This is a genomic window from Fructobacillus fructosus KCTC 3544 (genome assembly GCF_001438695.1).
GTDB lineage: Bacteria > Bacillota > Bacilli > Lactobacillales > Lactobacillaceae > Fructobacillus > Fructobacillus fructosus.
Genome location: NZ_JQBH01000004.1, coordinates 31,873 through 45,032, shown reverse-complemented (window position 1 = coordinate 45,032; position 13,160 = coordinate 31,873). Strand labels below are relative to the sequence as shown.

Annotated in this window: 12 protein-coding genes; 9 read left to right on the top strand and 3 right to left on the bottom strand. The window is 45.2% G+C overall.

Annotated features, from left to right (window positions below; genetic code table 11):
* Window positions 1–204 (top strand): hypothetical protein, encoded by a 204-nt coding sequence (locus IV71_RS02610; RefSeq protein ID WP_010690839.1) that lies wholly within the window; start codon window positions 1–3, stop codon window positions 202–204.
* A 15-nt stretch (window positions 205–219) separates the two neighbouring features.
* Here IV71_RS02610 and IV71_RS02605 read toward each other — a convergent pair whose 3' ends face one another.
* Window positions 220–969 (bottom strand): DUF1003 domain-containing protein, encoded by a 750-nt coding sequence (locus IV71_RS02605; protein WP_010690837.1) that lies wholly within the window; start codon window positions 967–969, stop codon window positions 220–222.
* Between the two features lie 50 nt (window positions 970–1,019).
* Complete coding sequence (locus IV71_RS02600; RefSeq protein ID WP_010690835.1) at window positions 1,020–3,590, bottom strand: AAA family ATPase; 2,571 nt, start codon at window positions 3,588–3,590, stop codon at window positions 1,020–1,022.
* 79 nt (window positions 3,591–3,669) lie between these two features.
* Between IV71_RS02600 and IV71_RS02595 the strand changes: the two genes are divergently transcribed.
* From IV71_RS02595 to IV71_RS02580, 4 genes are all read left to right on the top strand, one after another.
* Window positions 3,670–4,641, top strand: a complete 972-nt coding sequence (locus IV71_RS02595) for a S66 family peptidase (RefSeq protein WP_010690834.1) — start codon at window positions 3,670–3,672, stop codon at window positions 4,639–4,641.
* A 75-nt stretch (window positions 4,642–4,716) separates the two neighbouring features.
* Window positions 4,717–5,775 carry a YdcF family protein gene (locus IV71_RS02590; protein ID WP_010690831.1) on the top strand — a complete coding sequence of 353 codons (1,059 nt, stop codon included), beginning with the start codon at window positions 4,717–4,719 and terminating at the stop codon, window positions 5,773–5,775.
* Between the two features lie 53 nt (window positions 5,776–5,828).
* Window positions 5,829–6,647, top strand: coding sequence for an oxidoreductase (locus tag IV71_RS02585; protein WP_056995003.1), 819 nt, complete (start codon window positions 5,829–5,831; stop codon window positions 6,645–6,647).
* A gap of 246 nt (window positions 6,648–6,893) precedes the next feature.
* On the top strand, window positions 6,894–7,139 hold the full coding sequence (locus IV71_RS02580) for a type II toxin-antitoxin system Phd/YefM family antitoxin (RefSeq protein ID WP_010690828.1): 246 nt from the start codon (window positions 6,894–6,896) through the stop codon (window positions 7,137–7,139).
* Between the two features lie 95 nt (window positions 7,140–7,234).
* On the opposite strand, the gene IV71_RS02575 is transcribed toward IV71_RS02580, so the two are convergent.
* On the bottom strand, window positions 7,235–8,785 hold the full coding sequence (locus IV71_RS02575; protein ID WP_010690827.1) for a multicopper oxidase family protein: 1,551 nt from the start codon (window positions 8,783–8,785) through the stop codon (window positions 7,235–7,237).
* A 114-nt stretch (window positions 8,786–8,899) separates the two neighbouring features.
* Here IV71_RS02575 and IV71_RS08210 point away from each other — a divergent pair, with 114 nt between their 5' ends.
* The 4 genes from IV71_RS08210 to IV71_RS02560 all read left to right on the top strand — a co-directional run bounded on the left by IV71_RS08210 (window position 8,900) and on the right by IV71_RS02560 (window position 13,080).
* Window positions 8,900–9,061 (top strand): hypothetical protein, encoded by a 162-nt coding sequence (locus IV71_RS08210; RefSeq protein WP_010690826.1) that lies wholly within the window; start codon window positions 8,900–8,902, stop codon window positions 9,059–9,061.
* 111 nt (window positions 9,062–9,172) lie between these two features.
* Entirely contained in the window at window positions 9,173–11,950 is a 2,778-nt protein-coding gene (locus tag IV71_RS02570; RefSeq protein WP_010690820.1) for a cation-translocating P-type ATPase, read from the top strand.
* Window positions 11,951–12,082: 132 nt separating this feature from the next.
* The gene (locus tag IV71_RS02565) at window positions 12,083–12,565 is read left to right on the top strand and encodes a hypothetical protein (RefSeq protein ID WP_010690819.1); all 483 of its coding nucleotides are present in this window, start codon (window positions 12,083–12,085) and stop codon (window positions 12,563–12,565) included.
* Between the two features lie 98 nt (window positions 12,566–12,663).
* Entirely contained in the window at window positions 12,664–13,080 is a 417-nt protein-coding gene (locus IV71_RS02560; protein ID WP_010690818.1) for a MarR family winged helix-turn-helix transcriptional regulator, read from the top strand.
* Window positions 13,081–13,160 lie beyond the last annotated feature (80 nt).

Genomic DNA, 13,160 nt, shown 5'->3' with positions numbered 1-13,160 from the left:
ATGAATGATTCAAAGATTCGTGAAAATGCCGAAAAAAACTACGAAGAATATGCAATTTCAGCCGAACGCATTGCATCGGCGGTCACCAATGTATTGGATATGCCAGCCGATGCTGCAGTGAACGATATTGCGATTCGTCCAATTAATCAGGTGCAGCAATCAGCCCAAACTCTTATTAACACACAAAAAAAACGCTCAACGTGAGCGCCATTTTGTTGCTTATTTTTTCAAGTTGTCAGTTGCATCTTCTTCCTTTGTCAGCAAAGCAAGTTGTTCATTGATGGAAGCTAGCATCTCCATTTGCATCTTTTGAATTTGCATGCTGTTTGGTTGATCTTGTTGGATGAGGTGGTCGACTTTGGCGTGCAGAAGGCGAATTTCTTCTTCAGACTTCAAGTTCACGTGGTAATCGTTTTTTGATTCCATCCGATCATAGTCAGAGGCACGATTTTGCGCCATCATGATTAAGGGCGCCTGAATGGCAGCGACCATTGACAGGAACAAGTTCAACAGGATGAAGGGGAAGGGATCGAAGTTGGCGCCGAAGACGTGCGTCACGTTGATGATAATCCAACCAAGCATGATAGCGACAAAGGAAATCACGAATGGCCACGAACCACCAAAGTGGGCAACACCGTCCGCAATCTTTTGTCCAAGGGTATAGGTGTTTTCGAGCTTCTTACCAACATCGATAATCTTGTAGTTATCGTTGTCGAGAACACGGTGCATCTTTTGGTGAATTTGCTTGTTCTTTTTCTTATCCTCTTGAATCATCTTATCAAGTTTTTGAAGACGATATTTTACCAAGTGTTCAGAACAGATAAAGCTCTGATCAGAAGCTTTCGGATGATCGGCGATAATTAATTTCTTAGTTTCCGGATCTAATTCGTGTAAGAAAGCACCACCCGCAAAGTCGTATTCGGCGTGGTCAATTAAGCATTGAAAGAGGCTGTCCTGTTCTTCTGCCATGCTAGCTCCTTTAGTTTATATTTATGAAGTATTTAAAACGAATACTTTCATTATAAACGTTCGTTATCTAACTTTGAAGAACTTTCACTAAAAAGGTGAAATTTTTCGAAATGTTCGTGTAAATACTGTGTTGTTAAACTGTTGGATTGCTCAGCTAATTCTTTTGGTTGGCCCATCGCCATGACACGTCCCCCCTGGTCACCACCGCGTGGGCCGAGGTCGATTAACCAATCAGCATTGGTCATCATATCAAGATCATGAGTGATAATGACGATAGTTGCGCCCTTTTCTTTGAGTCGGTTCAAGACACCGAGCAGTGTCTGAACATCTAAGGGGTGCAAGCCAATCGTTGGTTCATCAAAGACAAAGAGACTGTTTTTTTGACTTTTGTGTAGGTGGGAAACAAGCTTGAGCCGTTGTGCTTCACCACCAGAAAGAGAAGGCGTTGCCTGGCCAAGATGGAGGTAGTGAAGCCCAATCTCATCAAGTAGTTTTAGCTCTTGTTCAATCTTTTCTTCATCCTGAAACAGGGGAAGGGCCTCTTTAACTGACAAATTCAAGATGTCGACGATCGAATGTCCCCGCCAGAAAATGGTCTGGATTTTCTCGTTGTAACGACCCCCGTCACAGGTTGGACAGGTCTCAACGATGTCTGGTAGAAACTGCACATCCTCCGTAATTACGCCTAATCCTTGACAGGTTGGGCAGGCTCCGGACTTGTTATTGTAAGAAAAGTCGCTTGGCGTAAGGGCGGCTTTTTTCGCCGCTGGCTGAGCTGCAAAGAGTTCCCGAAGACCATCCATAATGTTGGTATAGGTTGCCAAAGTCGAGCGGGCATTCCGGCCGATTGGTTTGGCATCAATGGCGACCGTATTAGTTATTGACGTCGTCAGTGAACTTACCGTTTTCGGCAACCCATCCCCAGCTTTTTTGGCTTGAATGGCCGGTAAGAGGTTATCCAAAATCAGTGACGTTTTACCGGCTCCTGAAAAGCCCGTGATTGTCGAAATTTCGTGTTCTGGAATTTTTACCGAAACGTTGTTGAGATTATGAAAATGATCAACCGTGAGCGTTGTCCAGCCCTGACCCTGTGCATTGACTTTTTGATGGAGGATGTCGGCTTTCCCAGTCAAGAATGGCGCAATGAGTGAGGCTGGCTTCTTGGCTAAATCGCCTGGTGTTCCGGCATCAATGACGTGACCGCCAGCCTCACCAGAACCTGGACCAATCTCGATAATCCAGTCAGCTGCTGCAATGAGGTCCACCTCGTGGTCGACTACGACGAGCGAGTTGCCTTGTGCAATCAGTTGTCGAAAGACTTTGATAAGGCCCCGAATGTTATCCGGGTGTAGTCCAATGGATGGTTCGTCCAGCACATAAAGGACACCGGTAGTCTGGGCCCGGATTGTTTTAGCCAGTTGTAGCCGTTGTAACTCTCCGGTTGAAAGCGATGCGCCGGGTCGTGACATGGTTAAATAGTCCAGACCGAGTTCAAGGATTGGGCGCAACGTTCCCGTTAAGTTTTGAAAGAGCGTTTTGGCCAATTTTGTCATGTTTTTAGGTAAGGAAGAAAGGGTCTGTGTTGCCCAGCCTTCTAATTTTCCTAGTGGTAAATTGGACACCTGCACGATGTTTTGCCCGTCGACCGTCTGTTTTAACAAAGCCGGATTTAACCGTGAACCATGACAAGTTGGGCAGATGGAGAAATGGTAGAATTTGTTCAGTTTTTTGAGCGTTGCCTGACTTTTGACGTTGGCGAGTGAATCCATGACCGCATCATAGGCGTTTTCATAGAGGGAACCGTCCGAGTGATAGACGCGACCAGTTGAGGTATGAAAGTCAACCGGGTAGAGTTTCTTTTCCCCGTGTAAGACAATCTGTTTTTCTTTGTCCGATAAATCCTTGTAGGGGACATCGATACGAACACCCAAAGTCTGGGCAATTGAGGGCATGAAATTACGACCAGGCAGGTGCCAAGAAGCGACGGCTCCGTCCTTGATGGATAGATTCTCATCCTTAATCAACTTCTGTTCATCTAGTTCACGAACCTGTCCGGTACCGTGACAGGTGGGACAGGCACCCGTGCTATTAAAGGAAAAGTCTTCCGCTGAAAAGGCCGTAAAATGGACGCCACAAACGGGACAGGTAAGTTGCCCTTGATTATGGTGTTCACCCGGTTTTTCGGCGGCGTTCATGGCTTGAGCAATGGCAAGGGAAGGGGCCATTCGGTGGCCGTTTGGACAAACTGGCGAACCTAGGCGTGAAAAGATTAGCCTAGTGATATTGGCTAGTTCGCTAATGGAGCCCAAAGTCGATCGTTCCCCCGGCGTTGCCGGTCGCTGCTTTAAGGCAATGGCTGCCGGTATGTATTGAACTGAATCGACCTCTGCCGCTACATCCTTGCCCATTCGATTTTGGGTATAGGTGGATAAGGATTCCAAGTAGCGCCTGGACCCTTCTGAAAAGAGGATGCCCATGGCCAGGGAGGATTTACCAGAACCTGAGCGTCCCGAAATGGCCACAAACTGATTGAGTGGAATGTCCACGTTGATGTTTTTTAAATTATGTACTCGGCCGCCACGAACTTCAATTTGACTGGGGATGGATGGATGTTTGGTCATGTTGCCTCCTAATTAGCCTTTTCTTTTCGGATAGTTCAAGTATAGTACAATTAAGTAACTTTTGATTGGGAGTGTGTAGATGATTAAGCGACCGACTTTATTGAACAAAGGGGATGAAATCCGGATTATTTCACCCAGTTCATCCATCGCCCGTGTTGGTGGATTTAATGAAAATTTACGGGCAAAGAAACGTTTGGAAGCACTGGGCTTTCGGGTCAGCTTTGGACAGCATATTTTGGAAAACGATGTCTTTTACTCAAGCAGCATTGCCTCCCGTGTTGCAGACTTGCACGATGCTTTTCTTGACGAGCAGGTGAAGGCCGTCATGACGACCATTGGAGGTAACAACTCGAACGAGTTATTGCCATACATTGACTATGATTTGCTTGCAAAACATCCTAAGGTCTTTTGTGGCTATTCAGATACGACGAGTTTGCATAATGCTATCCGAGCAAAAACTGGCCTAGCGACTTTCTACGGTCCCGCCTATTCTTCCTTTAAAATGGACGAGTTGCAGGAGTATCAAAGTCAGTCTTTTCTTGAAGCAGTCAGCCATCGTTCTTTTGAATTGAAGCCGAGTGCATCCTGGTCATCCGATGCGTGGTTCGATTCTTCCGTTGCACGACAGCTGAAAGCAGGGGAATGGAAAGCCTACAATGAGGGTTCGGCTAGGGGCACTTCAACAGGTGGCAATATTCAAACTTACAATTTGCAGGCTGGGACCACTTATTTTCCTGAAGTAGCTAATCCCGTTGTTTTTGTTGAACAAGCAAAAGGGGGCAGTCCGCTTGAGTTTTCGAGTCAACTAGCACAGATTTTGCAACTTCATCCCGATCTTGCTGCTTTGGTCATTGGACGTTTTCCAGTGATAAATCAAATGTCTGAGAAGAATCTGCAATTAATCCTCGACAAATATCCCGTTTTGCAAACCATCCCCGTTCTTTACGACGTGGATTTTGGACACACACAGCCGATTTTTACCCTGCCTCTGGGTACTAATTTTTACGTTAAGGCCAGCAAAGACGGCAACAGCAAACTTACTGTTTTGTAAGGTCGTGCTTCTTATCATCCTGACTTAAATGCCTTATAATGAACTTACAAAGATAAAGAACTGAAGGAGCTGTTCATGTCTCGTTTATTTAGCCAGGTGGCTGGTCCGCTGATTTTTTCGCTCATTTTGTCGGCCATCCTAACCTATGTTTCTCATCGTTTAATTCAAAAAAATCGCTACCGACTGCTCTGTGGAATTGTTGTCAACATCACCATTCTTGCTTATTTTCTAACGCTGACATTACTTTTGGTTTCGCTTAATCAGCCAACGCTGCTGAGTGGCTATTTCGTGCTCTTAGTCATCATTACGATTCCAATCTTCTTGTTATTGGCCACGTCGGCCTACCTATTTATTTTTAACGGTTTGGTTGTTTGGCGCCGGGAAAGTCATTCGTTGGGGAATGTCTTAACCTTGATTATTGGCTTTCTTTTAATCATTGTGCCAGCCGGATTCCGTTTGCTAAACAGCTGGTGGCCAAATTCGAAACCAATCGCTTTTTTACAGAACGTTTCGATTCTTTTTGTTCTCTACCTACTCTTTTGGGTGCTGACTTTCTTAACCTCTTTTTTCATCACCAAAGTCTTTCGACCAAAAAATGACCAGGAATACGCCATCGTATTGGGCTCTGGCTTAATTGGTGGTACTAAAGTGTCACCATTACTGGGATCACGAATCCAGGCCGCCATTGATTTGCAAAAGAATCAGTTTGAAAAGACGGGCAAGATGCTGACGATTGTCATGTCTGGTGGACAAGGTGGTGATGAGAAGCTGCCCGAAGGTGTTGCCATGAAAGAATACGCCGTCGAACACGGTGTGCCCGCTGACAAAATTTTGGTCGATGACAAGTCCAAAAACACCTACGAAAACATGCTCTTTTCAAAGCAATTACTGGAAGCACACGGCTTTGATATCAATAAGGGCATTTTTGCCACGAACGATTACCACGTCTTTCGTGCAGCGGGATACGCCCGTTTGGTTGGTTTAAATATTAACGGTATTGGCGCGAAGACTTCTTCTTACTTCCTGCCAAACGCATTGATTCGTGAATACATTGCCATCTTGCTCAATCACAAGCGCTTTCACGTTGTGATGGCGGAGTTGATTGTGGTGATGAGTGCGTTGATTTTTATTTAACGATGCGTACTCTTCCATTTGTTAGTCTGAATAAGCTACTGAAAGGTTGAACGATGAAAAAAGTTGTTCTAATTACTGGTGCAACCGGTGGAATTGGTTTTCAAACAGCCCGATTTCTTCAACGTGAGGGATACATCGTATATGGAGCTGGTCGTGATGAAGAAAAAATTAAAAAACTTGATCAGGCAGGGATCCATGGCATTCAGTTCGACATGACTGACAAAGATTCGATGGTCGCCGCTGTTACAACAATTATTTCGCAAGAGGGACACATAGATGTTTTAATTAATAACGCGGGATACGGTTCGTACGGGGCCATTGAAGACGTTGATTTGACTGAGGCTCGCCGGCAATTTGAGGTGAACTTGTTTGGCGTAGCTGAACTAACAAAGCTTGTTCTCCCACATATGCGCCGACAAAAAGAAGGTCGTGTTATCAACGTTTCATCCATGGGTGGCCGGTTTACCAGTTATTTTGGGGCATGGTATCATGCAACAAAGTATGCGTTAGAGGCGTTTTCAGATGCCTTACGAATGGAGGTTGCCTCATTTGGAATTCAAGTGGTGCTGATTGAACCTGGCCTAATTAAAACGGATTGGGGCTTTATTGCAGCGGAGCATTTAAAAGACTCAGCTCAAAACGGCGCATATGAAAAAGATGCTAATCAGGCGGCTGAGCATTTAAAAGCGATTTACAGTGGTCAGTTGCTTTCTCAGCCAGTAATTATTTCAAAGACAATCAGTAAAGCAGTTTCCAAGAAAAGGCCGAAACCCCGTTATCTAGTTGGTTTCGGTGCAAAACCGTTAGTTTTTCTGCACACGATTTTACCTGCGCGTTGCTTTGATTTTTTGATGGTTCGAGGGCTTCGGTGACAATGAAAGTGAAAAAGACACGCTAAGGTTACGATACCTAAGCGTGTCTTTTTATTTTGTAATAACAATGCCATAGATTTGCTCATTAAATGCTACGTTTTTGGCGATTTTCGCTTGTGATCTTTGTTAATCGACTGTTTTGTTTCAAGCGATAGCGTGGCGAAGTTATTGTACAAGATATTGATAAGAACGGATAACTATCGGATAATTAAAACAGTTATTTACTGACCAAAAAGGAGAGTGACGATGCAATCTGTGACTTATTCAAACGTTCGTAAAAATTTGAAACGGTTCATGCAACTAGTTAATGATAATGCGGAGGTCGTTGTCATTACCTCAAAGCGTTCTGACGATAATGCCGTTTTAATTAGTCAGGATGAATATGAAAACCTCATTGAGAATGCCTATCTTCGTCAATCGAAAGCAAATGTTGACCATATTAATCGTTCTCTTGAATTGCTACGCGCTGGTCAAGGAAAGACTCGCGAGTGAGACGGATGAAGATGATTCGGTCAACCGAACACATGAAAAAGCACGCCCAGACTTTTACATCCTGGCGTGCTCTTTTTTATGTGCTTAAGGAAAGCTTAGCACATGTCCATGCCCATCTTCTTGTAGGATTCAAGGCTTGAAATCTTTAATTCGCTGACTTTGCAGCCGCGTTCCTCGGCGAGGGCGTTCATTAACGTGTCCATGGCCATTAGGTCGTACTTCTTTTCAGGTTCTTCCTTGGTCCAAACTTGCATCTGGGCCATCATACCGCCGTCTTCGTGTTCGATGATGTGGCAGTGGTACATGAAGACACCTTCGTAGTTGAACTTCATCTTGATTCGAACCGTTTCACCAGGGTTAACGGAAACCGTGTCCTTGTAGCCTAATTCGTTAGGGTAAGGGGCTTCACCGTTACGCGAAACAATTTGGAAGGAGCCACCGTGCATGTGGTAAGGGTGAAGCATTCCGCCACAGCAGTCGTTGGTGTTGGTAATATCCCAGTACTCGGACTTGCCAAGTTCTTGCCGGTCATCAATCCGCATCATACCGAACTTCTTACCGTTCAACATGACTTCTTCATCCGTTCCAGACATCACCACTTGGTGCACGTGGGCGTTTGGTTCTGGATCAGGGTATGAAGTGTCGGCCAAGTGCTCTGGAATTTCGGTGTCATCCTTGGCGAATTCCTTGATGTTGAAAGTCAAGATTGGCATATCATCGGAGTACAGGCTGACTTTGTCACCAGGCTTGTAGTCCTTAAAGTCCAAGATGAATTCGGCACGTTCGGCACAGGTAATCATGAACTTCGTCATCTGAACGGGTTCTGGCAAGAGACCACCATCGGAAGCGATTTGGGTCATGACCAAGTCGTCAGATAGGTGCAAGCGCCATTCGCGACGGTTGGAACCATCCAAGAAACGAACGCGCAGCTTTTGGGTTGTGACATCAAATTCAGGGTTGACGGTTCCGTTTAACATCGCTGTTGGACCGGCGGTTCCATCAGGATCGTAGTCGCCATCATAGTCCCACTGGTTATCCTCATGGAAACGACGGTCTTGTAAGACAACAGGGATGTCATCGACACCATAGTTGTGTGGAATTGGCAAGCTTGCTTCGTGCTCATCCTTGACGTAGGCCATGGCAGCAAGTCCGTGCCAAACGTCCCAGCCAGTCAATGGACATGGGTGGGCGTGCAACCATGTAGTTGACGCGGGTTGGTCGACTTTGAACGTGATTTCCTTTGCTTCACCGGGGTAAACGGGGGCATGACAACCACCATCGATGAAGGGACCAGGTACGTCCAATCCGTGCCAGTGGAAAGTCGTGAGTTCCGGCAAGGTGTTCTTCAACGTCACGTGGTAAGTCTTACCACTCTTAAAGACAATCGTCTTACCGAGCAGGCTTTGGTTGTAGCCCCAAGTCCTGGTCTTTGGTCCGGGAACAATCTGGGTTTCACCAGGTTGGGCGTGAACGGTCAACCAAACATCGGTATCGGTTTCCTTATCCGGTTTTAGGATTTCTGGAATGTTCAACGGTACCGTTGGGGAATCATACTTCTCCAAGGGTACATAGCCACCATCGTGGTAATCGTAGGCTGATTCGTTAAAAAAGTAGTCGTTATAGATCGGCTTTTTTGATTCTGTCATCATATTTCCTCCTCTATCTACGGATAGTATACAAGAATAGTTCTAATTTGTGTAATAAATATGTTATGATTTAGTCACACAAGTAGTAATCATCAAAAAAGAGGAGCGGGAGACATGTCATTTAATCGAATTTTCCATTTCATTATGGCCTTAGTTTGGGTTTACACGATTTATCTTTTAGCTAGTATGCAGGGGATGTTAGCCATGTACGTCATGGCTGGCGGTATGCTAGTTGATTCAGTTTACGCCATGATTTCGAATGGGAAGGGCTGCTAACTTCTTAGCCCACTAGTGGACAAACAAAGCCTACAGAATGGGTATTCATGGTCAAAATGAACATGGTTAGCTATTCTGTGGGTTTTTTAACTATAAAGGAGGGTGAAAACGATGCCTAGTCAAAAGCAGAGTTCCGATCAATTGGCACAAATGCCCATCGACCAGTTCTATCAAACAGTAGCAAGTAGTGACAATGGGCTAAATGCCAATCAGGTGAAAACGCAAGAGGCAAAGTATGGGCCGAATGTCATTACTGCCGCAAAGGGTCAAAATAAACTGTGGCAGTTTTTGAAGAACTTCACCAGTTTAATGGCCATTCTACTCTGGGTTTCTGGTTTCATCGCCATCTTTGCCCAAATGTTGGAATTGGGAATCGCCATCTGGGCCGTCAACATGATTAACGGGCTCTTTAGTTTTTGGCAAGAAAACCAGGCCCAGAAGGCTTCGGATGCTTTGAAGAAAATGTTGCCAACCAAGGCAACGGTTATTCGCGACGGCCAGTCACAGCAAATTGACACGGCGGCGATTGTGCCGGGTGATTTATTGGTCATTTCTGCGGGCGATAGTATCTCGGCCGATGCCCGGGTCATTTCTTCTGATTCGCTACAAGTTGACGAATCAGCCTTAACCGGTGAATCTGACCTGACCGACAAAAAAGCAGACTACCACCATGGAGAGGGTAAGTTTGCTGAGCAAAATTTGGTTTATGCTGGAACAGTGGCCTCTGCTGGTTCTGCCAAAGCCATGGCTATCAACACGGGAATGAACACGGAATTTGGACAAATTGCCAAGTTAACTCAGGGACAACAGTCCAAGCCATCCCCACTCGAAATCGAATTGAACCGTTTGACCCGTCAGCTGTCCATTATCGCCATTTCAATCGGGGTTGCCTTCTTCTTGGCGGCGATTTTCTTTGTTCATTATCCGGTGGCCCAGTCCTTCATCTTCGCCCTTGGAATGGTTGTGGCCTTTATCCCTGAGGGCTTGCTCCCCACGGTGACTTTGTCATTAGCGCAGGGTGTCCAGCGAATGGCTAAGAAGCATGCTTTGGTAAAAAACCTAAACAGTGTCGAAACGCTGGGTGAGACGACCGTGATCGCTTCGGATAAAACAGGGACGCTCACGCAAAACCAGATGACCATTAACAATGTCTGGCTTCCTGACAAAGTCTATACGGTGTCCGGCGAAGGATACGTCAATAATGGTCAGGTGATGGATGGGGATCAACCTGTAAAAGCAGGAAAAAATGCTGATCTAGACTTATTGTTAAAGGCAGTGACCTTAAACAACGACACGGCGGTTAAAGCAGCAAACAAGCCCGATGGCCAACCACAAATCGTGGGGACGCCCACCGAGGCCTCACTCGTGATTTTGGCTCAAAAGTATCAGCTCAACAGCGATGAGCTAAATGCGCAAAATCCTCGTCAGAAAACATTGGTTTTCGATTCCGATCGAAAGCGGATGTCGACGATTAATAAAAAAGAGAAGGGGCAACTGACCCTCTACACGAAAGGTGCTCTGGACGGTGTCTTGGCCAAGACTAAGTCCATTTTGACGAATGGTCAGGTTCGGGACATTACGGACAATGATGTTCAACAAATTCAAGCAGCTAACGAGTCCTATGCGAAGCAAGGACTCCGTGCTTTGGCGGTTGCTTACCGTGATTTGTCAGACAGTGAAAGTCAGGATTTATCGAAATCCACTGCTGAAAATACTGAACAGAATTTGACTTTTGTCGGCTTGACCATCATGGCCGATCCACCACGTCCTGAAATCTATGCAGCGGTGAAGAAGGCCCACCAAGCCGGTATTCGCATCATCATGGTTACAGGTGATGGACCAATCACTGGAAAGTCAGTGGCCGTCAAAATTGGTTTGGTATCCAATCAGGCCCGCGTGGTTACGGGAGATGAGCTAACCAACATGTCCGATGATGACCTACGCGAGGCAGTCAAGGGTGAAGTACTCTTTGCTCGCGTGGCTCCTAAACAGAAATACCGCATTGTGAAGGCTAACCAAGCGAACGGTGAAATTGTGGCGTCGACGGGGGATGGTGTCAATGATGCCCCAGCTTTGAAACAAGCTGATATTGGGATTGCCATGGGCGCTACCGGAACCGACGTCGCCAAGGAAGCGGCCGACATGATTTTGACGGACGACAACTTCGCATCGATTATTGCCGCCATTGAAGAAGGCCGAACGGTGTACAGTAACATTCAAAAGTTCTTGCTTTACATCTTGAACTCGAACGTCCCTGAAGCCTTCCCATCCGTTCTTTTCCTCTTTTCTGGGGGCTTAATCCCATTGCCACTGACAGTTATGCAGATTTTAACCATTGATTTGGGAACGGACATGCTCCCAGCGCTGGGATTGGGCTCTGAAAAGAGTGAACCTGGTGTTATGCAGGAACCCCCACGTTCACGAAAAGCACACCTACTGAATAAGTCCATTATTTGGAAAGCATTCGCGCTCTACGGGTTGGTCGCTTCCTTAATTTCATCGGCTGCCTACTTCTTTGTGAACTACGCCTATGGTTGGCCCAAGCACGCGCTGTCAGCCTCTGGTTCCGTCTATGCCGAAGCAACCACCATTACCTTGGCGGCCATTGTGTTCTGCCAGATTGCAGCGGCCATGAACGCTCGTACCAAGTACACGTCTGTCTTTAAGATTGGTTTCTTCAGTAACCGACACATTATCACGGGAATTATCTTCGAAATCTTCCTAATTTCACTGATTATCTATGTACCATTCTTACAGGGCGTCTTTAACACACATGCCCTAGGTGTGGCCGAATGGCTATTCCTGATTGCCATTCCAATCCCATTGATCCTCTTAGAAGAATTACGAAAGTGGTTTGTCCGGAAGTATTTCATGAAGTTGAATCAATAGTTGTTATATTTAGAAGCAATCCACCTTGGGGATTGCTTTTTTCTTTTGAAGATTTTGGACGTTGTTTGACTGTTCATTTTAGAAAGCCTAGAATAGTGTAGCGAACGCGATACCGAAAGTAGAGGGATAATTATGGAACGGTTCATGTTAATTCTGTCATTCATTGGAGAATGGCTACTCTTCATCTTTCCTTTATATCAATCCCGATTGGAATTGGAAGAACAGGAATCAACGATTCGAGCCCTTACCAAGGATGATCGTCAATCTCCGAAAATCTCTTCTTGGTATTGGCTATTGCCATTTTATAAAATTGCTTATGAAAAAAGGCGAGCCATCGAAATCATTCAAAAAGAGGGGTTGAGTTCAGGGGAGCTGAAAGAAATTCTACGGTACTTTGATAAGGCAACGGCTTGGTTCTACGTTTCATTGGCTGGTTTGCTAAACAGTATCCCGACTACTTACGAAGTTTTTGAACATTTTAACCTAGGTCATCACCTTGTTGCTTACTGGTTGACCGTGCTTTTCTTAATCGCCTTTGGGTTCGTTAATTCAAGTTACCGAATGGGTCAACGACGTAAAAAGACAATGTTTGCAAAGGTTCTCTCAAAAAAATAAATCAACTTCTTCTGGTTCTCCATAAGGGAGGACCTTTTTGTTTTGTCTCGAATCTGCTAGTATTTAGCTAACGAAACGATGAGAAGGGTTAGGTTACCATGGTAGAGAAAATTAAAGAGTCCAATATTGCGATGATTTACTTCGCCTATCAGGACTTTTCACAAAACATTGATTTGGATCGTTTTCACATTACCAAAACACAGCACCGGATTCTTTTTTTGGTGAGTCACTTAACGAAGCCAACCATTAAAAAAGTCTTGAAAATCATGGGGATTAGCAAGCAAGGCTTTATCAAGCCATACAAGGACTTGGAAGAACGAAATCTATTGGAAACGAGGCCATCACAGGATGATCCCAGGATAAAAGACTTGTACTTGACTGACGAAGGGCAGGCCATGATTACCGAACTAAACCGAGACCAGAGCAAAAAGATTAATCACTACTTAGAAAAGCACGATGGTGATTGGCAAAAGGCGTTAGAAGACATGGTGACCCATTATTTACAAAGTTTTTAAAAATTAAAAATAAACTCTTTTATTAACAATATTGACAAGAATGTGTTCGGAGGAGTAGACTTTATAGGTAAACTTAGTTG